We start from the raw sequence: 25,360 nt of genomic DNA on the forward strand, positions 1-25,360 counted from the left end.
TACCAGCGCCAGCTTTTAAGGCATCTCTCAAGGATGAGAGAAATAATTTCAACGCCTTGTGCAAACCTCTAACGGGTATATTCAGACTGGGGAGAGACTGTTCATGGTGCTGATGATTGTCAGCGGCCGCTCAGGTTCAGGGAAATCCGTAGCCTTGCGCGCACTGGAAGATATGGGGTTTTACTGTGTAGACAACCTACCAGTCGTGTTGCTACCTGATTTGGCCCGAACATTATCTGACCGGCAAACATCTGCGGCAGTGAGCATTGATGTGCGCAACATGCCCGAATCACCGGAAATTTTTGAACAGGCAATGCGTAACCTGCCTGATAGCTTTTCACCACAACTCCTGTTTCTTGATGCTGACCGTAACACCCTAATTCGCCGCTACAGCGACACCAGACGTCTTCATCCTCTGTCCAGTAAAAATCTGTCTCTGGAAAGCGCGATTGATGAAGAGAACGATCTGCTGGAACCATTGCGATCCAGAGCTGATCTGATTGTTGATACTTCAGAAATGTCCGTTCACGAGCTGGCAGAAATGCTGCGAACCCGTCTGTTGGGCAAACGCGAACGTGAACTCACTATGGTATTTGAATCATTCGGCTTTAAACACGGTATTCCGATTGATGCAGACTATGTGTTTGATGTTCGTTTTCTGCCTAACCCGCATTGGGATCCCAAACTGCGCCCAATGACCGGTCTGGATAAACCTGTCGCTGCTTTTTTAGACAGGCATACCGAAGTGCATAACTTTATTTACCAGACACGCAGCTACCTTGAGTTATGGCTGCCAATGCTGGAAACAAATAATCGTAGCTACCTCACGGTTGCTATTGGTTGTACGGGTGGTAAGCACCGCTCTGTTTATGTTGCAGAACAATTGGCCGACTATTTCCGCTCACGCGGCAAAAACGTCCAGTCTCGTCATCGCACGTTGGAAAAACGCAAAACATGACCGTAAAACAAACTGTTGAGCTAACTAACCGTTTAGGAATGCACGCCCGACCGGCTATGAAGCTCTTTGAACTGGTACAAAGTTTCAATGCGGAAGTGCTGTTACGCAATGAAAGTGGAACTGAAGCTGAAGCCAGCAGCGTAATAGCTCTCCTTATGCTGGATTCTGCCAAAGGTGGACACATTGAAGTGGAAGCAACAGGTCCTCAGGAAGAAGAAGCCCTTGCCGCCGTTATCGCGCTATTTAATGCGGGATTCGACGAAGATTGACTACCTGTTAATCCAGCTTGTGTTCAGCCAAAAAGCCTTCCCCACCCAGTTGCCTCATCTGGCGGAGTATCCATTGTTGCCTGGCACGAACATACCCTGAAGGCGCACTGGCTTTATAAAGAATGGGGTTGGGCAATACCGCGGCTAACAGAGCGGCTTCCGCTGGTGTCAGGCGGCTGGCGGGCTTATGGAAGTAATGTTTTGCAGCCGCTTCAACCCCAAAGATGCCGTCACCAAACTCTGCCACATTCAGGTAAACCGTTAAAATTCGGCGCTTACCCCACAGCAATTCAATGCCAACCGTTAACCCGGCCTCCAGGCCTTTACGCACCCAGGAACGCCCATCCCACAAAAACATATTTTTGGCTGTTTGCTGAGATAATGTCGATGCACCACGTATTCGGTTTTCATGGCGCTCGTTATGAGCCAACGCTTTCTGAATGGCTCCGACATCAAACCCCCAGTGTTCCGGGAACTTTTGATCTTCTGCTGCAATAACCGCAATCGCCATCCAGGGCGATATGTTATCCATGGATTCCCATGTTGAATGCGCTACATAGTGAAAATCGCCAGAACACCAGGCAGAGACCTGGCGTTCCACCATCACCGCGCTAAACGGTACAGGTAACATGCGAAACAGCAGTATTAATGACAGCCAAAAACCCGCAATTCCCAGAACAACAAACAGGATATAACGTTTCACTCGTGCTAACAGCCCGTTACGGCTTCTACTCATTGGCAAAGAACCAGAACACGGGAGACCAGTTTCTCAATGCCCTGAGCAGCTTCATCAATACTGTTTGCCAACATATAGGCCGGAGTGGTTACTACTTTTTGGTCTTCATCCACCACAATATCCTCTACCGGGCAAGGAACGTGCTCACCGCCCATCTCTTCCACTAATTCAGCGGTGTCAACATCCGTGCCAATAGTCAGACGGACGGGCGTTTCAAGAATATGGGGGAGCATGGCGGGTGCAATACAGATAAAACCCAGTGGCTTACCAGCCGCATGGCACTCTTTTGCCAGTGTTTTCAAAGAAGGGTCAATCGAGCATTCAGCCCCTGCAACAGCAAAATTACTGAGGTTCTTGGCTGCGCCAAACCCGCCAGGAACAATTAGTGCGTCCAACTCTGCAGCCTGAGCCAGGCTCAAAGGGCTCACATTTCCTCGGGTGATACGCGCGGCTTCAACCAAACAATTTCGCGTTTCGTGCATCAACTCACCTGTGAGGTGATTAATCACATCATGTTGTGGTTTATCAGGAGCAAAACAAACGGCCTCAGCTCCAGCTCTGGCTATAGCCAGTAAAGTGAGAACCGCTTCATGAATTTCTGAGCCGTCATAGACACCAGCACCACACAGGACTACACCAATTTTTTTCATACAAATTCTCTTTGTACCGCTGTCAAATCGTTAAATAAAATGCTATTAAGGCGCTATGCTTCACACATTTTACTGATTCATGTAACAAGTAATTTAAGTTTTGCTATCTTATGGCTGAGTTGTGTGAGGAATTTCTCGTCTCGCCTCGTTAAAACATAAACCAATACTCTGCGGGACGTCAGTTTCCCTGGTGTTGGCGCAGTATTCGCGCACCCCGGTTAATCCGGGGTCATTTTTTTTCAGCATCTGCCACCCATTTTTCCAGCGCAGCAATATCATTGCGCCATTCGTGCCGAATCTCATCTATCCATTCACCTGCATTATCCCACCAGGCGGGTAAATCTGGAGACTGCACTTGCTGCGCCAATTGCTGAATATGCCGTAATCCTACAGAGCCTGCAGCGCCCTTGATTTTATGGCCTTCTTCGACAATGCCTTTCTGGTCACGTGCGGTCCAGTTTGATTCCAGCACACTTAAATAGCCCGGCATCATTTTCTCAAACATAGCCAGTCCGTCACGAATCAATTTTGGTCCCACTAACTCCATATACTGTTCGAGCATGGGCAAATCCAGGATAGCTTGCTTTTTATCATCAGCTTCAACTTTGTTCACCCCATCCCCCTGTACGGTATGTCCGTCCCAAAATTTCTTGATCATCGCAGTTAAAGCAGACACAGATAACGGCTTACTCAATACATCGTCCATGCCCGCATCCAGATACTCTTTTTTATCTTTAAGTACGTTGGCGGTTAACGCAACTAACGGGGGTAATTCATCCCGGGTAAATGTCTGCGTCAATTTACGAGCAATATCCAGCCCGGTCATATCCGGCAACTGAATATCCAATAAAACTAAATCGTATTCACCAGGAATAAATGTCGCCAGGGCCTCTTTACCGGTCATTGCGACATCGACCGAGTTCCCCATTTTTTCTAGCACAGAACGAGCGACAATCACATTCAGCTCAATATCTTCCACCAACAGAACATGGAGAGCTGGCAGTGGCAACTCATCATCATCTTCTTCATCCACTTCATCATGAACAGAAGGAGCATGTACTGTGAGAGTGAACAATGCCCCCTCTCCTGGATTACTGGAAACAGTAATGTCCCCACCCATGCTTTTCGCCAGGCGACGAGATACCGCAAGGCCAATTCCAGTCCCGGTTGCAGGTTTCCCACCTTTATCATCTTTTACCTGATAATACATGGCAAAAATTTTATCCTGCTCGCTTTGAGGAATACCAATACCCGAATCCTGAACCTCAAACCGCATTATCTGGTCATCCTGATAGCTGACTTGCACTCGCACTTCACCTTTACGAGTAAACTTCACCGCATTGCTAATCAGATTCCACAGTATTTGCCGCAGGCGTGTCCCATCTGCAATTATCTTATGAGGCAGAGGCTGGGCGGTTTCCATAACAAAGCGTAGCCCTTTTTGCTGGGCCTGCAGACCTGAGAGGTTTTCGAGATCAGAGAGGAAGCCAGTAAAATCAATTGGCTGATTATCCAACTGGACTTTACGGCGCTCGATTTTATCCATATCAATAATATCATTGAAGATATTACCCAAAGTTACAGCAGAAACATGTACAGTTTTCAGGTACTTTTCTTGTTCTGGGGTCAAGTCAGTATCCAGCAGAATACGGCTCAACCCAACAATGCCGTTCAGCGGCGTGCGTAGTTCATGGCTGATGGTTGAAATAAATGTTGTTTTATCACGGCTTGCACGCTCGAGCGCATCCTGATAACGCTTACGCTCAGTAATATCGCGCCCAAATCCCATCAGCCCATGCCTTTTGCCAACACGGTCATCGTAAGGCACTTTACGAATTTCAAAGCAGGCTTTACGGCCATCAGGGTAGTCAAGCCATTGTTCGTATGTAAGCGAAACGTTGTGGCGAAAAACCTTTTCGTCGGTTTCAATCACTTTTTCTGCGGCTTCGGTCGAATAAACATCGGAAGGGCACAGGCCAATTAATTGTTTTTCACTTTTTCCGGTTAATAGTTCCATAGCCCGGTTACAGCCTGAGAATTCCTGATCTTCATTGCGATAAAACACCAGGTCGGGCGATGCGTCGAGAAACGATCGCAAAAATGAGGATTGCTGTGCGAGCTGGATCTGCGTTTGTTCACGCTCTTTTATTTCCAGTGTGAGCTGATCAAGAACAGATTGCCGCTCCTTCTCTGCCCGTTCACGGTCAGCAATCTCCTGATTAAGCTGTGTAATATTGTTTTTTAGCTGAACATTAAGCGACAAATCACGCTCACGCATTTCTTCGAGTTTTTCAACTAACCGGGTCAATCGTTGTCTGGACTCTTCAATTTGCTCAACCACAACCGAAAGGAAATAGACCGCCCATGGCGTAATCAATAACCCGAAAAAAATGGAGCGAATAACATCAATACTCTCTACCTGACCGCGCAACACCATAGTGACGGCCATTTGAACAACAATGGCCAGGACCACTAACGCAAACGCTAACAACAGAGAAAAACGCACCAGACCCAATTTCATCATCAGGTCTACATAATATTGCGCCAGCTTACGGATTTGATTCATGGAACATTCCTTAACTGAGAATTACCACCATGATACCGAAAAATGACATAACAGTATGTTTTCAGGCAAGCACTGGTTTCCAGGGGGTTCCTAATGCATCCCCTTGCGGGCCATGTTCAAGTAAATAGCGGTTGATTTCCACCATTCCGGTCCAGCGGTTTTCACACCACAAAGGGGCCAGAAGCGTCGGGCGACGAGCACTGGCTGAGATACGGTGGTAGACAACATCAAGTGGTGTATGGCGAATCATTTCACTGGCGGTATGGGTATAGTCTTCAAGACTAATGCCAGCCAGCCTGCCCGACTGCCAGCTTTTTGCCATAATACTGCCTTTCACAATATGTAACGGGTGTAACTTAATACCATCCACCCCGGTGCTCACCACACTATCGAGTGTCTCCATACAATGTTGATGATGTTCACCAGGTAAACCCACAATCAAGTGGCAGCAAACTTTCAGCCCACGCTGGCGTGCCAGGCGAGCCGTTCGCTGGTAGCAGGCAAAATCATGGCCACGATTAATGCGGTGCAATGTTTTATCATGTGCCGTCTGTAACCCTAGTTCCAGCCAGACTTCATATCCCTGAGCCGCATAATCACTCAGTAAATCCAACACAGCTTCAGGTACACAGTCCGGCCGGGTTCCCACACATAAACCCACAATGCTCGCCTGTGCGACTGCCTGCTGATACATATTACGCAGCACTTCCACCTCAGCCCAGGTACTGGTGTAAGCCTGGAAATAAGCAAGATAACGTTTTGCACGGTTCACGAGGTGCGCTTGTTCAGCAAGTTGCTCTGCAATGGAGTGATATTGTTGCGCCTCATCAGCAAACGAGGCGACGTTACAAAACGTGCAGCCCCCGCGCCCAATGGTTCCATCACGGTTAGGGCAACTAAACCCACCATGCAAAGTCAGTTTATGTACCTTTTGCCCGTAGCGGTGAAAAAGATCACCACCAAACATATTGACTAAATTCTGTAACTGCATAATTCTGTTAGGCCGCCCTTAGTAAGGGCAACAGACTGCCACTTTCCTCAACCGACGGCGATGACCTGGATCAAGCGCCCCGGGCACGCTTATTCATATGAATAACAATTCACAATAAACGTTTTTTCACTCACTCTCTGCGCGATTACTTTTCCTTATGTAAATTTAATTTATCGACAAAAATTCTTCATAAGCCAAAAACAGTTTCATCCATTACAAAAAAGCCATCGCCAGGTAAAAAATACTGGGAGTTTAGAAAATACCAGATACAAATCGCTTTCATTCCTATATTACACAGTGATACAGGTCACATTACCTTAACAACCCATTTTGGGTAAAATGAATGTAAAAAACTTGTTTTGTTATTTTATTTCAATTAATTACATTGAACTTCGTTCTTTTTTGTACAAATAAGAATGCCATTTGACCTGAGTAGCGATTCTCGCTAACTTGGGAGTCCGCTGGAAGCTTTCTCGATGAGTTCTCTGCTCATCATATTTATGCAGTAATTGAGATTCCCTCTGAAGCAAGTCCTCAACACTTGTGCACCGATGTAAAACGTCGAGTCGATAAGAGGGCGACATGCGAGGCACGCATACAGAGTATGCACACCCCGTCGCCTGTCCCTTGTTACGCCTTAACGCTATCGGTCTCGGGAATCCCGTAGAGCCTGGGGAGGTTCACTGATATGTTGTACGATAAATCCCTCGAACGGGATAACTGTGGTTTCGGCCTGATCGCCCACATAGAAGGCGAACCTAGCCACAAGGTAGTGCGTACCGCGATCCACGCACTGGCACGGATGCAGCACCGTGGCGCAATACTTGCCGATGGTAAAACCGGTGATGGCTGCGGTTTGCTACTCCAAAAACCCGATCGCTTCTTCCGTCTCGTAGCCGAAGAACGTGGATGGCGTTTGGCGAAAAACTACGCTGTTGGCATGTTATTCCTTAACCAGGACGATACCCTGGCTCAGGCAAGCCGCCAGGTAGTAGAAGAAGAATTGCAGCGGGAAACACTGTCAATTGTTGGCTGGCGCGATGTGCCGACCAATGAAGGTGTGCTCGGTGAAATTGCCCTCTCCTCATTACCACGTATTGAGCAAATTTTTGTTAATGCTCCTGCGGGCTGGCGCCCACGTGATATGGAACGCCGCCTGTTTGTTGCTCGTCGCCGTATTGAACAGCGTCTGCTTAATGATAAAGAATTCTACGTTTGCAGCCTGTCTAACCTGGTGAATATTTATAAAGGTCTGTGTATGCCGGCTGATTTGCCGCGCTTTTACCTGGACCTGGCTGATTTACGTCTGGAATCGGCTATTTGCCTGTTCCACCAACGTTTCTCAACTAACACCGTACCGCGCTGGCCTCTGGCTCAGCCATTCCGTTACCTTGCACACAATGGTGAAATCAATACCATTACAGGCAACCGTCAGTGGGCAAAAGCACGTACTTACAAATTTAAAACACCACTGATCCCCGACCTGCAAGATGCCGCTCCTTTTGTAAACGAAACGGGCTCCGACTCCAGTTCACTGGATAACATGTTGGAACTTCTGCTCAGCGGTGGGATGGATATTATTCGTGCCATGCGTTTACTGGTTCCGCCAGCCTGGCAAAACAACCCAGATATGGATCCTGAACTGCGTGCATTCTTTGACTTTAACTCCATGCATATGGAGCCATGGGATGGCCCTGCAGGGATTGTCATGTCTGATGGGCGTTTCGCTGCCTGTAACCTGGACCGTAATGGCCTGCGTCCGGCGCGTTATGTGATCACCACTGACAAGTTGATAACTTGTGCCTCAGAAGTGGGCATTTGGGATTATCAGCCTGATGAAGTGGTAGAAAAAGGGCGTGTCGGCCCCGGTGAACTGATGGTTATCGATACGCGTATTGGGCGTATCCTGCACTCAGCTGAAACCGATGATGATCTGAAAAGCCGCCATCCGTACAAAGAGTGGATGGAGCGCAACGTACGTCGCCTGGTACCATTCGAAGACTTACCTGATGACCAGGTTGGTGCTCGTGAATTAAGCGATGACCTGTTGGGTAGCTACCAAAAACAATTTAACTACAGCAGCGAAGAACTGGATCAGGTGATTCGCGTATTGGGTGAGAATGGCCAGGAAGCTGTCGGCTCTATGGGCGATGATACGCCATTTGCCGTACTGTCCAGTAAGCCGCGCATTATCTATGACTATTTCCGCCAACAATTCGCACAGGTGACCAACCCACCTATCGATCCACTGCGTGAAGCCCATGTCATGTCACTGGCGACCAGCATTGGCCGCGAGATGAATGTCTTTTGTGAAGCGGAAGGTCAGGCACACCGCCTGAGCTTTAAGTCACCTATTCTGCTTTACTCTGACTTCCGGCAACTGACTTCGCTGGATGAAGAACACTACCGCGCAGACACGCTGGATATTACGTTTGATCCGGCGCAAGCCTCTTTGGAAGAGACAATTAGAACCTTGTGCGACCAGGCAGAACAAATGGTTCGCGAAGGTACTGTGTTGCTGGTTCTTTCGGACAGGAATATCTCTAAAGGACGTTTGCCAGTCCCGGCACCAATGGCTGTGGGTGCTATCCAGACTCGCCTGGTCGACCAGAGCCTGCGCTGTGATGCCAACATTATTGTGGAAACAGCCAGCGCACGTGACCCACACCATTTTGCTGTCCTGCTAGGTTTTGGTGCCACCGCTATCTACCCGTATCTGGCCTATGAATCACTGGCGAAACTGGTTGATGGTGGCGCGCTTGAGAAAGATTACCGCACAGCGATGCTTAACTATCGTAACGGGATCAACAAAGGCCTGTACAAGATCATGTCCAAAATGGGCATTTCGACTATCGCCTCTTACCGTTGCTCAAAACTGTTTGAAGCTGTAGGCCTGCATGATGACGTTGCCAGCCAATGTTTCCAAGGTGTAGTCAGCCGTATTGGCGGTGCCGGTTTCAGCGACTTCCAGCAAGACCTTGTTAACTTATCCAAACGTGCCTGGCTGGCCCGTAAACCACTGGAACAGGGCGGTTTACTGAAGTATGTCCATGGTGGCGAGTACCACGCATACAACCCGGACGTGGTTCGTACACTGCAACAGGCTGTACAGAGTGGTGAATTCTCAGATTACCAGGCCTATGCCAAACTGGTTAATGAGCGCCCCGCTGCCACTTTGCGTGATTTACTGTCAATCACCCCGAAAGGTGAAGCCGTCAATATTGAGCATGTGGAGCCAGCAACCGAGCTGTTCAAACGCTTTGATACAGCGGCTATGTCGATTGGCGCACTGAGCCCGGAAGCTCACGAATCCCTGGCGGAAGCAATGAACAGCCTGGGTGGCTTCTCTAACTCCGGTGAAGGTGGTGAAGACCCTGCACGTTATGGAACGAACAAGGTTTCCCGTATCAAACAAGTTGCCTCCGGCCGTTTCGGGGTCACTCCAGCTTACCTGGTGAATGCAGATGTTATCCAGATTAAGGTAGCACAAGGTGCCAAGCCTGGTGAAGGCGGGCAGTTACCTGGCGATAAAGTCACACCTTATATCGCACGTCTACGTTACTCGGTACCTGGCGTAACATTAATTTCTCCACCACCACACCATGATATTTATTCTATCGAAGATTTGGCCCAGCTTATTTTTGACCTGAAACAGGTCAATCCGAAGGCGATGATTTCCGTAAAACTGGTTTCTGAACCAGGTGTCGGTACCATCGCAACAGGGGTGGCAAAAGCTTACGCCGACCTTATCACCATTGCTGGTTATGATGGTGGTACAGGTGCAAGCCCACTATCTTCTGTGAAATATGCTGGCTGCCCATGGGAGCTGGGTCTGGTAGAAACCCAACAGGCTCTGGTCGCGAATGGGTTACGCCACAAAATTCGCCTGCAGATCGATGGCGGATTAAAAACAGGCGTCGATATCGTTAAAGCCGCGATTCTGGGTGCGGAAAGCTTTGGTTTCGGTACTGGTCCTATGGTTGCCCTGGGTTGTAAATACCTGCGTATTTGCCACCTGAACAACTGTGCAACCGGTGTTGCGACTCAGGATGAGAAACTGCGCCGTAATCACTATCATGGTCTGCCGTGGAAAGTGACCAACTATTTCGAGTTCATCGCCCGCGAAACCCGTGAAATTATGGCGTCTTTAGGTGTGACACGCTTGGTAGATTTGATTGGTCGTACTGATTTGCTCAGCGTACTGAATGGGTTTACTGCCAAACAGCAAAAACTGGATTTATCACGTCTGTTGGAAACGGCTGAGCCATTGCCAGGAAAAGCGCTGTACTGCACGGAGCAGAACCCGCCATTCGATAAAGGCGAGTTAAACGCTCAGTTGCTTAACCAGGCGATGCCTTATGTCGAAAATAAACAGAGCAAAACCTTCTGGTTCGATATTCGCAACACAGACCGCTCTGTTGGTGCATTGTTGTCTGGCCATATCGCCAGCCATCATGGTGACCAGGGCCTGGCTGCAGACCCTATCGTAGCGCATTTTACCGGGACCGCTGGCCAGAGCTTTGGTGTCTGGAATGCAGGTGGCGTTGAATTGCACCTAACAGGTGATGCGAACGACTATGTCGGTAAAGGTATGGCTGGTGGTTTGATTGCCATTCGCCCACCAGTCGGTTCTGCTTATCGCAGTCATGAAGCCAGCATTATTGGTAACACCTGTCTGTATGGTGCAACAGGCGGCCGGTTATACGCCGCCGGGCGAGCGGGTGAACGTTTCGCTGTACGTAATTCAGGGGCCATCACTGTTGTAGAAGGTATTGGTGATAATGGCTGTGAATACATGACTGGCGGTATTGTCTGCATTCTGGGTAAAACGGGTGTGAACTTTGGTGCCGGTATGACTGGTGGCTTCGCCTATGTTCTTGATGAAGATGGCGAGTTCCGTAAACGTGTTAACCCTGAACTGGTTGAAGTACTGAATGTTGATGAGCTTGCCATTCACGAAGAACACCTGCGTGGCATGATTACTGAACATGTTCAGTTTACCGGCTCTCACCGTGGTGAAGAGATTCTGGCGAACTGGCCGGTATGGTCAGCAAAATTTGCTCTGGTTAAACCGAAATCCAGTGATGTAAAAGCATTATTGGGTCACCGTAGTCGTTCCGCAGCTGAGCTGCGGGTGCAGGCGCAGTAAGAGGTCATACAATGAGTCAAAACGTTTATCAATTTATCGACCTGCAGCGCGTTGATCCGCCGAAAAAACCGCTCAAGATTCGAAAAATTGAGTTTGTAGAAATTTATGAAACCTTCTCAGAAGGCCAGGCTAAAGCACAGGCAGATCGCTGCCTGTCCTGCGGCAACCCTTACTGCGAATGGAAATGCCCAGTACATAACTACATTCCAAACTGGCTGAAGCTGGCCAATGAAGGGCGTATTGTTGAAGCAGCTGAGTTGTCACACCAAACCAACAGCCTCCCGGAAGTTTGTGGCCGCGTTTGCCCACAAGACCGCCTGTGTGAAGGTTCCTGTACACTGAATGATGAGTTTGGTGCGGTAACCATCGGTAATATTGAGCGCTATATCAATGATAAAGCCATTGAAATGGGGTGGCGGCCAGATATGAGTGGGGTTAAACCCACGGGTAAACGGGTTGCTATCATTGGTGCCGGTCCTGCGGGCCTGGCATGTGCCGATGTGTTGACACGTAACGGTGTGAAAGCCGTTGTCTTCGACCGCCATCCAGAAATCGGTGGTCTGCTCACTTTTGGTATCCCGGCATTCAAACTGGGCAAAGAAGTTATGAGCACTCGTCGGGAAATCTTTACGGGTATGGGTGTTGAGTTCCATCTGAATACAGAAGTAGGCAAAGATATCCAAATGGATACTTTACTGAATGAGTATGATGCCGTCTTCCTGGGCGTGGGAACTTATCAATCAATGCGTGGTGGGCTCGAAAATGAAGATGCCATGGGTGTATTTGATGCATTACCATTCCTGATTGCCAACACCAGAAAACTGATGGGCTTCGAAGAAGATTCCGAGCAACCTTACATTAATCTGCAAAGTAAGCGTGTGGTTGTTCTCGGTGGCGGTGACACTGCAATGGATTGCGTACGTACGTCTATTCGCCAAAGTGCCACGCATGTCACCTGTGCTTATCGCCGCGATGAAGAAAACATGCCCGGCTCAAGGCGTGAAGTTAAAAATGCCCGAGAGGAAGGTGTTGAGTTTCAGTTCAACGTTCAGCCATTAGGCATTGAAGTGAATGGCAATGGCAAAGTGAGTGGCGTGAAGATGGTACGCACAGAAATGGGCGAGCCTGATGCCAAAGGGCGCCGTCGCGCTGAAATCATCGCCGGTTCAGAACACGTAGTTCCGGCAGATGCAGTAATCATGGCATTTGGTTTCCGCCCACACCGTATGGAATGGCTGGAAAAACATAGCGTTGAACTGGATAACCAGGGGCGTATTCTGGCACCAGAGCAAACAGACAACCCATACCAAACAACCAACCCGAAAATCTTTGCTGGCGGTGATGCTGTGCGAGGTTCCGATCTGGTTGTTACTGCAATTGCAGAAGGCCGTAAAGCCGCTGATGGGATTATGAACTTTTTGGAAGTATAACGAACACGGCAACAAATGAGCATTAGCTCATCCGTCAAAGCCAGTCAGTCCACGCTGACTGGCTTTTTTTACGCTTAAGTATTAAGAGAAAACAAGGATAAAAAAACCGGGGTATCATCCCCGGTTTTTACTATCACAATACAGTGCGATTACTTCACAACCCTTAATGCTGGGCGGCCACCACGTGGTGGCGGCGGATCGTTATCCGGGTTATCACCATCTTCTGGTGTATCGGGTTTATCGCCATCAATCACTGACATCATCGTGTTATCGGGCGATTCACTCTCAGGCTCTGCCACCTGAACTGCACCTTCGTCATCCGAATCGTAAGCCGGTTCAGGCTCAAACATCGTGCCGGCACCATTCTCGCGGGCATAGATAGCCAAAACAGCAGACATAGGTACAGAAACCGTACGAGGGATACCGCCAAAACGAGCATTAAACTGAACCTCGTCGTTCCCCAGTTCCAGGTTACCCACAGCACGAGGCGCAATATTAAGCACGATTTGTCCGTCCCGGGCATACTCCATAGGTACGTTCACACCCGGCAGCGTCACATCTACTACCAAGTGCGGCGTCAACTGGTTATCCAGCAACCAATCATAAAAGGCACGCAGCAGATATGGACGGCGAGGTGACAACTGAGACATTTCCATCGGTATTAGCCCCGGGTATGCAGGCGAATTTCACGCTCTGCTTCCGTTAAAGAAGCCAGGAATGCATCACGCTCAAACACTCGGGTCATATAACCCTTAAGCTCTTTAGCACCAGCACCGGCTATCTCGATGCCCATCAGCGGTAAACGCCATAACAACGGCGCCAAATAGCAATCCACCAGACTGAATTCATCGCTCAGGAAGTAAGGTTTTTGACCAAACACAGGTGCAATAGCCATTAACTCTTCACGTAACTGTTTACGTGCAGTTTCTACTTCCGGCCCCGTACCACCAGCCATGATGATGTTCATCAGGCTGTACCAGTCCTTTTCGATACGATGCATGTACAAGCGGCTTTCACCACGAGCAACCGGGTAAACCGGCATTAATGGCGGGTGAGGAAAACGCTCATCCAGATATTCCATGATGATACGGGATTCCCACAGCGTCAATTCACGATCAACCAGAGTAGGAACGCTTTGGTTCGGGTTGAGGTCAATCAGATCCTGAGGCAGATCATCCGTTTCCACATTCTCGATTTCGAAACTTACACCTTTTTCCGCCAGGACAATACGCACCTGATGGCTATAGATGTCAGTAGGACCGGAAAACAGCGTCATCACCGAACGTTTGTTGGCAGCGACAGCCATGAAAACCTCCAAGTATATTCAGAAAATTACTGCCACTAACCGCTACAGCGGAGCGGCCAGCCAGATTATGGGCGCCCTGAGTCTGTTGTTGTAGTCACTTGCACCAGGCAACCCGGCTAAAACGTAAACAGATACCAGCTTTGGGGCATAAAATTGGATGATAGTTTACCAGATTTTGTTGTACTTGTGGTGAAGGGCTGTGGGAATTAACAGAAAAACACACATGTTTGGTATGCAAATACAACATTACACAGATATAAAAAAACCCGGCCAAGCCGGGTTTTTCGCCAATGCAATCTGCAGAGCAGAGAGCAATTAACGTTTGGAGAACTGCGGACGACGACGTGCTTTGCGCAGACCCACTTTTTTACGTTCAACCTGACGAGCATCACGAGTGACGAAGCCAGCTTTACGCAGTTCGGAGCGCAGAGATTCATCGTACTCCATCAGAGCGCGGGTGATACCGTGACGGATTGCACCTGCCTGACCAGAGATACCACCACCTTTAACAGTGATGTACAGATCCAGTTTCTCAACCATGTCGACCAGTTCCAGCGGCTGACGAACTACCATGCGGGCAGTTTCACGGCCAAAGTACTGTTCCAGAGAACGTTGGTTGATAACGATTTTACCGTTGCCCGGTTTGATAAACACACGAGCGGCGGAGCTTTTGCGGCGACCAGTGCCGTAGTATTGATTTTCAGCCATTGCCTGATATCCCGATTAAATGTCCAGAACTTGCGGTTGCTGCGCCGCGTGGTTGTGCTCGTTACCTGCGTAAACTTTCAGTTTACGGTACATAGCACGGCCCAACGGGCCTTTCGGCAACATGCCTTTAACCGCGATTTCAATCACACGCTCAGGACGGCGGGCAATCATTTCTTCGAAGGTCGCTTCTTTGATACCACCGATGTGACCGGTGTGATGGTAATACATTTTGTCAGAACGCTTGTTGCCAGTAACAGCAACTTTATCTGCATTCAGAACGATGATGTAGTCACCAGTATCAACGTGCGGAGTGTATTCCGCTTTATGCTTACCGCGCAGGCGACGAGCCAGTTCGGTAGCCAGACGGCCCAGGGTTTTACCGGTCGCGTCGACAACATACCAGTCGCGTTTTACGGTTTCTGGTTTAGCTGTAAAAGTTTTCATTAAAAGCTTACCCAATAAATAGTTACACGTTGGTGAACACCCAAACGCTTAAAATCAGTTGAGGTTCACACGACATTGTCCAGTAAACCTACCCCCTCGGATAGTTTTCACCGGCACTCTAAAGTTTCGGGAAAAAAACTTTGTTGTAACGTGGGGTCGCAAGATTATAGAGAAGTCACTAGTAAAGATCGACCCTTTTTTCTCATTTTCAACAGCGGACAGCACCGTTCATGGCCGGTGCGGTGCCTGCAGATATGCTTCGCTTTGCATTTCTTGTAACCGGGAAAGGCAGCGCTGAAATTCAAACTTCAGGTGTTCCCCTTGATAAATCTCGAACAAGGGCACCTGCGCAAGAACCACCAGCTTCACCTGGCGTTCATAAAACTCGTCCACCAGTGCAATAAAACGCCGGGCAGCATTCTCAATACGTGAATCCATCACTGGCACGTTGTACAGCATCACTGTATGAAACAAATGCGACAGGGCAATGTAATCATGCTGGCTGCGAGCATCCACACACAGAGTATCGAACGTCACAGCCAGTGTTTGGTTTGCACTACCAAGCGTCGCCAATGAACGATGGTTTACTTCAAGAACCTCCCCTTGTCCTTCATGCCATGGAGAACCTGAAAGCGCTTGAAATAACTGCTCCATCCGCCTCTGGTTGTCCGCATTACAAGGTGAAAGCCACAAATGTGCCTGTGTCAGAGCTCGCAAACGGTAATCCACCCCGGCGTCCACATTCATCACATCACAGTGCGCTTGAATTGCGGCAATAGCAGGCAAAAATCGCGAACGCTGTAATCCATTGTGATACAGGTTCTCCGGTGGGATATTTGATGTTGCCACCAGCGTAATCCCCCTGGAAAACAGAGCCTGCATCAACCCGCCCAGTAACATTGCATCGGTAATATCGGAAACAAAAAACTCATCAAAGCAGAGTAAATCCGTTTGCGCTTTGAAGCTGTCAGCCACAATTTCCAGCGGATCACTGTGGCCCTGTAACCGTGTGAGTTCTTCGTGTACACGCAACATAAAACGGTGGAAATGCAGGCGAAGCTTTCTTTCCCCGGGAATACTCTGGAAAAACATATCCATTAGCCAGGTTTTCCCTCGCCCCACTCCCCCCCACATATAGAGCCCTTTGACAGGCGGAGGACTATCAGGCTGGCGATTAAACCATTTGGTAATTTTACCTGTCAGGCCTTTCGGCACAGCATTATTAGGCGTTGTCTGCCGTGCAACCAATGCCTGGTAAATAGCGTCCAGTTGTGTAATTGCAGCCAGTTGGACATGGTCAGGCTGAAACTGCCCATCGCGTAGTGCGATTTCGTAGCGCGATGCCGGAGAGAGGGTTTGCATGGTGTTATTCTTACTTCCTTAGCAATCTAATTAGTGGGTTGCCATTACTCTTTTGTTTAAAAAAAGGCCGTTCTACACTACGCGATACACCAGCAGGATTCCACTTCTCATGAATTAACGGTTATAGTGGCAGTTATCAGGCGATGGCACGGATATAACAGAAGGTAAGCCTCGCAGTTAACCCTACGACCACACAATAAATGGGAGATGTTCATGACCTGGGAATACGCGCTGATTGGGTTAGTCGTCGGTATCATTATTGGCGCCGTCGCTATGCGTTTTGGAAACCGTAAGCTCCGCCAGCAACAAGCATTACAGTATGAGCTGGAGAAAAATAAAGCAGAACTGGAAGAATACCGGGAAGAATTGGTGAACCATTTTGCCCAAAGTGCCGAGCTGCTGGATAACATGGCACATGATTACCGCCAGCTGTATCAACATATGGCAAAAAGCTCTTCCAGTTTGTTACCGGAAATGAGTGATGAAACCAACCCATTCCGCAATCGCCTTGAAGATTCCGAAGCCAACAACGACCAGGCTCCGGTGCAAATGCCACGAGATTACTCAGAAGGCGCATCAGGGCTGCTACGCAACGAAAAAGTAAAACGCAACTAAGGCGTTACAAACTGTGGGGTGCTTCGGCACCCTATTTTTTTGCGGCGCTGCAACTACTCGTTATACAAATTGTCCATTCCGGGTATATTCAATACTATCAATCCATTCAGGATAGATGTTTTCAAGTAAGTCATGGGAGCCTGTATTAATGAAAAAAACAACTCCACTTTTTTATGCCATCGCATTAGCCCTTAGCATCGGATTCTCTGTTCCAGCTACATCGCAGGCCGCCTTGCCTTCACAGGTTCCCGGGCAACCAGCTACTCCAAGCCTTGCGCCAATGCTGGAAAAAGTGCTTCCGGCTGTTGTCAGCATTCAAGTTGAAGGCAGTGCAGTAGAAAGCCCACAAATTCCTGATGAGCTGAAAAAATTCTTTGGTGATGACGGTTCAGACCCACAAGCCCAGCCTTTCGAAGGCTTAGGTTCCGGTGTGATTATTGATGCACAAAAAGGCTATGTTCTCACCAACAATCACGTTATTGAGCATGCAGATAAAATCAGTGTTCAGCTAAACGATGGCCGCACGTTTGATGCCAAACTGATTGGTAGCGATTCACAAAGTGATATCGCAGTGGTGCAAATCCAGCACCCTGAAAAACTCACTCAAATCAAAGTTGCTGATTCAGATGCCTTGCAGGTGGGTGATTTTGCCGTTGCAGTAGGTAACCCTTTCGGGCTGGGACAAACGGTAACATCAGGGATCATCTCAGCGCTCGGGCGCAGCGGGCTGAATATAGAAGGCCTGGAAAACTTCATTCAGACTGATGCCTCGATTAACCGAGGTAACTCAGGCGGTGCACTGCTTAACCTGAAAGGTGAACTGATAGGTATTAACACAGCCATTCTTGCTCCAGGGGGCGGCAGTATTGGTATTGGTTTTGCCATTCCAGGCAATATGGCTATTACATTGGCAACTCAGCTTATTCACTCTGGTGAAATCCAACGAGGGTTACTGGGGATCCGTGGCACTGAACTGAATGCAGACCTGGCAAAAGCCTTCAACCTGAACGTCCAGCGAGGTGCGTTTGTGAACGAGGTGCTGCCGGGGTCTGGTTCAGCAAAAGCCGGTATTAAAGCGGGTGACGTTATAACCAGCCTGAATGGCAAACCCCTCAACAGTTTTGCGGAACTTCGGGCAAAAATTGCAACTACAGTGCCTGGGACCAAAGTAAAACTGGGGTTGTTACGGGCAGGGAAAACACTATCTGTCGAAGTTGTTCTGGATAAGAGCACCTCGTCTTCTGCCAGTGCTGAATTAATATCTCCAGCATTACAAGGCGCTACACTCAGCGATGGTCAGTTAAAAGACGGAACCAAAGGTGTACATATTGATGCAGTTGATAAAGGTAGTGCTGCAGCAAGAGCAGGTCTGAACAAAGATGATCTAATCGTTGGTGTTAACCGCGAACGGGTTCGCTCAATTGCTGAGATGCGCAAGGTTATGGAAAATAAGCCATCTGTTATTGCACTGAATATCTTACGTGGCGATACCAATCTTTATCTGCTTTTGCGCTAAGTAACATAATTACCAGCCTCCGCAATGCGGTGGCTGGTAAACTCATGGTATGCTCCCTTCCTGTTTACTCCATTAATCACAATATACATCCATGATTCTGAAGCTATTGCGGTCAGCACTAATTGGTTTATTTGTCGGTGGCATTCTGGTGCTTGCCGTGCCTTCGCTGCGCACAATAGTGCCTGTATCGGTGAGCAAGTTCACCAGTGCAGATGAATCACCGGTCAGTTATAACCAGGCTGTACGCCGGGCGGCACCGGCTGTGGTAAACGTTTACAACCGCAGTAGTAACGGTAATACCCATAATCAGTTAGAGATCAGGACTCTGGGTTCAGGGGTCATAATGGATGCCCGTGGGTACATTCTCACCAATAAACATGTGATTAATAATGCAGACCAAATCATAGTCGCTTTGCAAGATGGCAGAGTTTTTGAGGCACTGTTAGTTGGTTCTGATAGCCTGACCGATTTGGCTGTACTCAAAATTAACGCGACTAATCTGCCTGTTATTCCTATCAATCCCCACAGAGTGCCACATATTGGTGATGTTGTTTTAGCGATTGGGAACCCTTACAACCTGGGGCAGACCATTACTCAGGGAATTATCAGCGCAACCGGGCGCATTGGCTTGAACCCAAGTGGCCGGCAAAATTTCCTGCAAACCGATGCATCAATTAACCATGGTAATTCCGGTGGCGCACTGGTGAATTCATTGGGTGAACTAATGGGAATCAATACACTCTCTTTCGATAAAAGTAATGACGGTGAAACCCCCGAAGGCTTAGGTTTTGCTATTCCTACTCGCCTGGCAACCCGCATCATGGATAAGCTAATTCGGGATGGGCGGGTCATTCGTGGTTATATTGGTATCACGGGAAGAGAAGTGACGCCAATGCATACAAATACAACATCCGGGTTGGACCAGATACAAGGCATTGTCGTTAATGATGTTGCCCCTGATGGGCCGGCGGCAAAAGCGGGTCTCCAAATTAATGATGTGATTTTATCCGTAAACCACAAGCCTGCGCTTTCTGCGCTAGAGACAATGGACCAGGTGGCTGAAATACGCCCAGGCTCTGTCATCCCTGTAGAAATCATGCGTGGTGAACAGAAAATGACGTTGATGGTGACAATCCAGGAATACCCGGCAACGAATTGACAAAAACGAACATGGGCCGGGAGACGGCCCATGTGATTGCATTAGCGGTTTACAAAATCCACGCCCAGTTCAATATCTTTCTTCAGCGTATCAATTAACCCTTCCAGCGCCTGCTTTTCAAACGCACTCAAAGCCCCCGTGGATTGGCGTTCTACAATGCCATCTTTGCCAAGCAACAGTGGCTGAGCAAAGAAACGGGCATACTCACCATCGCCTTCCACATATGCGCATTCCACAACCCCTTTTTCACCTTCCATAGCCCGCACCAGTGATAAACAAAAACGCGCAGCAGCCAGGCCCATAGAGAGTGTAGCGGAGCCACCACCAGCTTTGGCTTCAACAACCTCGGTTCCGGCATTCTGAATCCGGGTTGTCAATGCCGAAACTTCGTCATCAGTGAAGCTGACGCCAGGAACATGGGAAAGTAATGGAAGAATGGTGACACCAGAATGCCCACCAATAACCGGAACATTCACATCCGTTGCACTTTTACCTTTCAGTTCAGCAACAAATGTATTGGAACGAATAATATCCAGTGTACTGACACCAAAGAGCTTATCTTTGTTATACACCCCGGCCTTCTTCAGCACTTCCGCTGCAATTGCAACTGTTGTATTAACTGGGTTAGTAATAACGCCAATACATGCTGTTGGGCAGGTTTTCGCTATTTGCTGTACTAAATTCTTCACAATCCCGGCGTTCACATTAAACAGATCAGAACGATCCATACCGGGTTTACGGGCAACACCCGCGGAAATTAATACGATGTCTGCGCCTTCCAGTGCGGGGGTTGCATCCTCACCAGCAAAACCTGTGATTTTCACATCGGTAGGGATATGGCTTAAATCAACTGCTACCCCCGGAGTAACCGGAGCAATATCATACAAAGTCAGCTCTGAACCAGAAGGCAGTTGGGTCTTAAGCAGAAGGGCTAGCGCCTGGCCGATACCACCTGCCGCGCCGAGGACTGCAACTTTCATCCGAAACTCCTTATTATGGTTAGCAATAAGTGCCTTAACTCCATAGGGGGTGCGACCATAATCCAGAGATGAAGTAAATACAATCTTCACGCCGCCAGTTTGCAAAGTATTACGAAGTTTTGCTTACTCCGTATACTTTTCCGGGGTGGACGGTAAGTCACTACCTAAACAGGCACTCCAATACTGGTTTCTGTACTCGTGTTAAATGAATCAAAACAACATCATTTTGATAACATTTACTTTACCTTATAGCGCATTTTTAAGACGTGATGCAGGTATATTTCTGGATAACATTTTTTGATAGAATCCGCGGCTTTCATCAATTTAATTCAGTTGCCCGTGATACATTTGCATAAAAATTCAGTTAATTGCATAATGATGCCACTTATTGGCCTGAATGAAGGTAAATTATGCGAGCCTCTGCTAAACAAGAAGAATTAGTTAAAGCTTTTAAGGCGCTTCTTAAAGAAGAGAAGTTTAGCTCTCAAGGAGAGATCGTTCAGGCTCTCCAGGAGCAAGGCTTTGAAAACATTAACCAGTCGAAAGTGTCACGAATGCTAACTAAATTCGGCGCGGTAAGAACACGTAATGCCAAAATGGAAATGGTTTACTGCTTACCGGCAGAATTGGGAGTACCTACAACCTCCAGCCCGCTCAAAAATTTAGTGCTGGATATCGACTACAACGATGCTGTGGTAGTTATTCACACAAGTCCCGGTGCCGCACAATTAATTGCCCGCCTGCTCGATTCTCTGGGTAAAGCGGAAGGTATTTTGGGTACCATTGCTGGTGATGACACGATTTTCACCACTCCAGCCAGCAACTTTACAGTGAAAGAACTTTACGACGCCATTCTGGTTCTTTTCGAACAGGAACTCTAAGCCTGGGATATAGGTTTACGCCATTCGGGCTTGTTCCTGGATGGGTAAACCTTCAACACTTCCTCCCCCACTTTCTGGTGATTCTTCTGCCACTATGTGGCACTTCATGCTTTGTCCACCAGAGCATTCTTAAGCCTTAAACAGCACCAATGGTCAAATATTATCATCCCATTGATTTTAATCATCTTTAATGAAGTACTGCTTATTTAAAACACATTTTTATGACTTAATAATCTAAAAGGATTTTCTTATACAATAAATGTTCATTATGAAATAATTAGCCTGTTATCTTTTTATTCTCGCCGGACTATACTGTTTTTTGTGACACTGCTCACGAATGATGAGTAACACAAAAAAGATAACAGAGGTACCTGATATGAACATGACAAAAACTCTTACTACAGCCAGCCTGCTTTCCATGTTGTCGTTTGGCGCTTTTGCCGCAACGCAAATCAATGATGAACAGGCCGACTCACGCCAACCAATGGGTACAATCAGTGTCGATGGTGTAGCCAGTTCGCCGATGGATATGAACCAGATGCTGAATAAGAAAGCTACCGAACAAGGTGCTTCCGCTTACCATATTATTGAAGCACGCTCAGGCGACAGTTGGCATGCAACAGCGGAGTTATACAAATAAGCTATAGTTGCCAGGGCCCTGACAGCCCTATCTGGCGTGATTTATAAAAAGAAACCAGCATAATGCCGGTTTCTTTTTTTGCAATCATGAGTGACTTTCTGTTAGCGCATGCTGGTACTTGTTCAACATTTCTGTCAGCCGACGTACCGGTTCCGTCACACTAAGCGGGGCATCCCATTTTTCCAGTTTTTGCTGGTAAACAGCTAACTCGCGTAACAACCGTTGGAAATACTCACGCCGCCGGAAATTATTTGATGATGACGTAATTCGGTCTGCAGTACGCCGTAATTGCCGGTGGAAAGCAGACAATTCATCATTCACTGGAACGGGGGCATCGCGCAGGCGCTGATGAGCGATAATCAAGTTAAGCGCAAGCCGAAAACGGGGAATATCTCCGGGGAACTTATTCAACAGCAAGAACAATTGCTGGTACAGTGCTGGCAAATGGTTTTCTTTACGGCGCACTACGTTAGTGGTAAGTGACGACACCGCAGCCGACATTAACTGGTTCAAAATATTTTGGCCGGTTCGCTCACGCGAATTATCACGAATGACAGAAATCACTATCATTGCCAGAACAACTCCCACCAGTTGCCCCAATGCATTATCCAGGAAAAAATTGAAGTCAAACTTCATGGGGTTATCCAACACAATAATGTTGATAGTCCCGGCCAGAGTCGCCATCGAACCCAACTGCCGTTTTTGCACCTGAATCCCAATAAAGAACCCAAGAATAGCCAGACTCAAGCATAGCAGTAACATACTTTGCTGTGTTGATGGGATAATAAACAGGAAATAGAGTGCTCCGAGCGGTAGAGCCATAAGCATGCCATAGACAAAATCAAGGCACACCATACGCGGGTTAGGCAAACGCATCGCCAGTGAAGTGACAACGGCTATCATCACCATCGCGCCACTACCTGATGTCCAGCCCGTCCACAACCAGAACAGTGTGCCCAGAATACAGGACACCGACGTGCGCCAGAAGTTAATCATCGCATGGTGGCGCTCTGCAGATACGGGTTTAACAACCGGCTCACCATTAAGTACGTCTTCTTCAACAGCACTGATTTTGGTGTTCGCGTTGACACCACGTTTCAACAACAAAAACCGAGTTGCAGAGCCGACCCAGGTATAAATCGTTACTGGAGTATCATCGCCACTGATTGAAATAACCCGGCGCATCAGCTTCAACCGCCGGTGTACATCTGCTGCTGAATCAACCGGTAATTCAAATAAGTAACGGAACTCCGGGGGTACTGCTTCCGGGCGGGTATTTTGAATAAGAAAAGTTTCAGCCGCCTGAGTTATCATGGTCAGCGATAAGGAATGGATAACACTCAAACGGCGAGTGGCTTTGTCCCAACGAGAAGACTCCATTTTTAGATTACTTCTCATCCCGTTTAACGCATTGGTGCGCCTTAGTAAGCCACTCCAGGCTTTATCAACCTCTTCACGGGAACTGTGAGCAATACACAGTTGCATCAACCGGTAATGGTCAACGACTATCTCTTCCAGTTCTTTATCAATCTCTTGTTTTATCGAGCGAGGAGAAAAGATCAAGTCAGCAACAATAGCACACATGATCCCAATGACAATTTCACTGCAACGCTCAACAGCAAATTGCGGAGTCAACAGCGGGGCTTTCTGAATAGTAATAACAATTATCAGAGCAGTATAACCAGACAACCCCCAGGCATATGAGTTTTCAACACGAACCAGCGATGAAACCCAGGTACAGAACCCGGCCCATATGCAGCAGACAATCAGCATGAGCAATGGGGCGCGAATCAGTAAAATGATAATGGCCAGCGCAGCAAAACAGCCAATAAATGTCCCGATAATACGTAACATACCCCGGTAGCGAATAGCCCCGGAGTAAGGCTCTCCACCTGCAGCAAATGCTGGGCCAGCCGCAACAATGGCCGCAGTTAACACAGCCCAACGTGGGGTTTCAAGCTGGAAATGAAACCCCACGAATAGCGCCAACACAATAGCCGTAGCCAGTTTGATGGCAAAGCGTAAATGAATCTGAGAGATGGAGAAAAAGCCCATGATAATTAACCGAACTCACGAAAACGGCGGAAAAACTTGCCAATGAATGACATATTTTCAGTATTCCGGTCATGCTTTCCGGTAACAACAACCGTTGCCGTAGTTCCTGCCGGGAACAAATTACCATACTGTTTATCCAGATGAATACGCACCGGAACCCGCTGTGCCAGGCGCACCCACTCAAGATTTGAGTCAACGCTTGCCATACCTTTGGTATCCTGGCTGCTACTGGCATTGGTCACCCCAGCGGCGATACTGTTCACCGAGCCATGTAAAATCCGATTACTTCCCAGTGGGGTTATTTCGACACGATACCCAGGCCGGACACCATCCAATTTAGTTTCTTCCATATAAGCCAAAACATAGAAAGAGTTCTCTTTGACCAGCGCTACGGATGTTGAACCACGCGTAATGAACTCACCAGCATAAACGTTAAGGTTAGTTACCCAGCCATCTGCGGGCGCATAAACAACCGTTCGGTTAAGATCCAGCTGTGCCACGTCCCTTGCAGCCCGAGCTTTAGCCAGTTGGTGTTCCATGGTCTGCAGGCTATTATTCGCTTGCTCAATTTGTTCTTTGGCAACTGCCCCAACCCCCAGGCGGTTACGGCGAATAGCTTCACGCCGTTTTTCTTCTACCTGAGCCTGGTAATATGCAACATCCGCCTGAGCCTCTGCTAAAGCCTCTTTATAACGTGGCTGATCAATGACGAAGAGCACCTGGCCCTTTTTCACCAGTTGGTTATCATGCACATCAACATGGTCAATCAAACCGGAAACATCCGGCGCAATAGCCACAATATCAGCACTAAAGCGAGCATCTCTTGTCCATGGCGACTCGGTATAAAATGACCAAACCCGGAACACAGCGATAAAGGCCAGAATAACCAACACTACGGTAATGGTCGTACGGGTCAGATTTTTTGTTAGTGTTTTCACTTCTACC

Annotated in this window: 21 protein-coding genes; 9 read left to right on the plus strand and 12 right to left on the minus strand. The window is 48.1% G+C overall.

Features of this window, described 5'->3' with window-relative positions; translation table 11 throughout:
• The first annotated feature begins 103 nt into the window (after positions 1-103).
• Both rapZ and npr read left to right on the plus strand, forming a co-directional pair.
• Positions 104-958, plus strand: a complete 855-nt coding sequence (rapZ, locus tag LC084_RS13680) for an RNase adapter RapZ (RefSeq protein WP_226571736.1) — start codon at positions 104-106, stop codon at positions 956-958.
• The gene (gene npr, locus LC084_RS13685) at positions 955-1,227 is read left to right on the plus strand and encodes a PTS phosphocarrier protein NPr (protein WP_226571737.1); all 273 of its coding nucleotides are present in this window, start codon (positions 955-957) and stop codon (positions 1,225-1,227) included. The genes rapZ and npr overlap by 4 nt, the downstream gene beginning before the upstream one ends.
• 7 nt (positions 1,228-1,234) lie before the next feature.
• Here npr and mtgA read toward each other — a convergent pair whose 3' ends face one another.
• The 4 genes from mtgA to LC084_RS13705 form a co-directional block, all read right to left on the minus strand.
• On the minus strand, positions 1,235-1,963 hold the full coding sequence (gene mtgA, locus LC084_RS13690; RefSeq protein WP_226571738.1) for a monofunctional biosynthetic peptidoglycan transglycosylase: 729 nt from the start codon (positions 1,961-1,963) through the stop codon (positions 1,235-1,237).
• A complete protein-coding gene (gene elbB, locus LC084_RS13695; protein ID WP_226571739.1) occupies positions 1,960-2,613 on the minus strand; it encodes an isoprenoid biosynthesis glyoxalase ElbB in 654 nt (217 codons plus the stop codon). Before elbB ends, mtgA begins: the two co-directional genes overlap by 4 nt.
• A 229-nt stretch (positions 2,614-2,842) precedes the next feature.
• Positions 2,843-5,179 carry an aerobic respiration two-component sensor histidine kinase ArcB gene (gene arcB, locus LC084_RS13700; RefSeq protein WP_226571740.1) on the minus strand — a complete coding sequence of 779 codons (2,337 nt, stop codon included), beginning with the start codon at positions 5,177-5,179 and terminating at the stop codon, positions 2,843-2,845.
• 61 nt (positions 5,180-5,240) lie between these two features.
• Positions 5,241-6,170 (minus strand): TIGR01212 family radical SAM protein, encoded by a 930-nt coding sequence (locus LC084_RS13705; RefSeq protein ID WP_226571741.1) that lies wholly within the window; start codon positions 6,168-6,170, stop codon positions 5,241-5,243.
• A gap of 688 nt (positions 6,171-6,858) precedes the next feature.
• On the opposite strand from LC084_RS13705, the gene gltB reads away from it, so the two are divergent.
• Positions 6,859-11,319 carry a glutamate synthase large subunit gene (gene gltB / locus LC084_RS13710; protein ID WP_226571742.1) on the plus strand — a complete coding sequence of 1,487 codons (4,461 nt, stop codon included), beginning with the start codon at positions 6,859-6,861 and terminating at the stop codon, positions 11,317-11,319.
• Between the two features lie 11 nt (positions 11,320-11,330).
• Entirely contained in the window at positions 11,331-12,749 is a 1,419-nt protein-coding gene (locus tag LC084_RS13715) for a glutamate synthase small subunit (RefSeq protein ID WP_226571743.1), read from the plus strand.
• Positions 12,750-12,898: 149 nt separating this feature from the next.
• On the opposite strand, the gene sspB is transcribed toward LC084_RS13715, so the two are convergent.
• The 5 genes from sspB to zapE form a co-directional block, all read right to left on the minus strand.
• The gene (sspB, locus tag LC084_RS13720) at positions 12,899-13,405 is read right to left on the minus strand and encodes a ClpXP protease specificity-enhancing factor (RefSeq protein WP_226571744.1); all 507 of its coding nucleotides are present in this window, start codon (positions 13,403-13,405) and stop codon (positions 12,899-12,901) included.
• Positions 13,406-13,410: 5 nt separating this feature from the next.
• Positions 13,411-14,055, minus strand: coding sequence for a stringent starvation protein SspA (sspA, locus tag LC084_RS13725; protein WP_226571745.1), 645 nt, complete (start codon positions 14,053-14,055; stop codon positions 13,411-13,413).
• 315 nt (positions 14,056-14,370) lie between these two features.
• Positions 14,371-14,763, minus strand: coding sequence for a 30S ribosomal protein S9 (rpsI, locus tag LC084_RS13730; RefSeq protein WP_000829818.1), 393 nt, complete (start codon positions 14,761-14,763; stop codon positions 14,371-14,373).
• A 15-nt stretch (positions 14,764-14,778) separates the two neighbouring features.
• A complete protein-coding gene (rplM, locus tag LC084_RS13735) occupies positions 14,779-15,207 on the minus strand; it encodes a 50S ribosomal protein L13 (RefSeq protein ID WP_036104968.1) in 429 nt (142 codons plus the stop codon).
• A gap of 228 nt (positions 15,208-15,435) precedes the next feature.
• Positions 15,436-16,569: a cell division protein ZapE gene (zapE, locus tag LC084_RS13740; RefSeq protein WP_226571746.1), complete on the minus strand. Its 1,134-nt coding sequence runs from the start codon at positions 16,567-16,569 to the stop codon at positions 15,436-15,438.
• Positions 16,570-16,782: 213 nt separating this feature from the next.
• On the opposite strand from zapE, the gene zapG reads away from it, so the two are divergent.
• From zapG to degS, 3 genes are all read left to right on the plus strand, one after another.
• Positions 16,783-17,184: a Z-ring associated protein ZapG gene (gene zapG, locus LC084_RS13745; protein WP_226571747.1), complete on the plus strand. Its 402-nt coding sequence runs from the start codon at positions 16,783-16,785 to the stop codon at positions 17,182-17,184.
• A gap of 148 nt (positions 17,185-17,332) precedes the next feature.
• On the plus strand, positions 17,333-18,700 hold the full coding sequence (gene degQ / locus LC084_RS13750) for a serine endoprotease DegQ (RefSeq protein ID WP_226571748.1): 1,368 nt from the start codon (positions 17,333-17,335) through the stop codon (positions 18,698-18,700).
• 91 nt (positions 18,701-18,791) lie between these two features.
• A complete protein-coding gene (gene degS, locus LC084_RS13755) occupies positions 18,792-19,859 on the plus strand; it encodes an outer membrane-stress sensor serine endopeptidase DegS (RefSeq protein ID WP_226571749.1) in 1,068 nt (355 codons plus the stop codon).
• A gap of 41 nt (positions 19,860-19,900) precedes the next feature.
• Here the strand turns inward: degS and mdh are convergent, their stop codons facing one another.
• Positions 19,901-20,839 (minus strand): malate dehydrogenase, encoded by a 939-nt coding sequence (gene mdh / locus LC084_RS13760; RefSeq protein ID WP_226571750.1) that lies wholly within the window; start codon positions 20,837-20,839, stop codon positions 19,901-19,903.
• Positions 20,840-21,249: 410 nt separating this feature from the next.
• Between mdh and argR the strand changes: the two genes are divergently transcribed.
• Together argR and yhcN are read left to right on the plus strand one after the other, a co-directional pair.
• A complete protein-coding gene (argR, locus tag LC084_RS13765; protein WP_064600675.1) occupies positions 21,250-21,720 on the plus strand; it encodes a transcriptional regulator ArgR in 471 nt (156 codons plus the stop codon).
• A 376-nt stretch (positions 21,721-22,096) separates the two neighbouring features.
• On the plus strand, positions 22,097-22,360 hold the full coding sequence (yhcN, locus tag LC084_RS13770; protein ID WP_226571751.1) for a peroxide/acid stress response protein YhcN: 264 nt from the start codon (positions 22,097-22,099) through the stop codon (positions 22,358-22,360).
• An 84-nt stretch (positions 22,361-22,444) separates the two neighbouring features.
• On the opposite strand, the gene aaeB is transcribed toward yhcN, so the two are convergent.
• Both aaeB and aaeA read right to left on the minus strand, forming a co-directional pair.
• Complete coding sequence (gene aaeB / locus LC084_RS13775) at positions 22,445-24,415, minus strand: p-hydroxybenzoic acid efflux pump subunit AaeB (RefSeq protein ID WP_226571752.1); 1,971 nt, start codon at positions 24,413-24,415, stop codon at positions 22,445-22,447.
• Between the two features lie 5 nt (positions 24,416-24,420).
• Complete coding sequence (aaeA, locus tag LC084_RS13780; protein ID WP_226571753.1) at positions 24,421-25,353, minus strand: p-hydroxybenzoic acid efflux pump subunit AaeA; 933 nt, start codon at positions 25,351-25,353, stop codon at positions 24,421-24,423.
• Positions 25,354-25,360 lie beyond the last annotated feature (7 nt).

Source organism: Mangrovibacter yixingensis (assembly GCF_020523985.1).
In the GTDB taxonomy this organism is placed as follows: Bacteria; Pseudomonadota; Gammaproteobacteria; order Enterobacterales; family Enterobacteriaceae; genus Mangrovibacter; species Mangrovibacter yixingensis.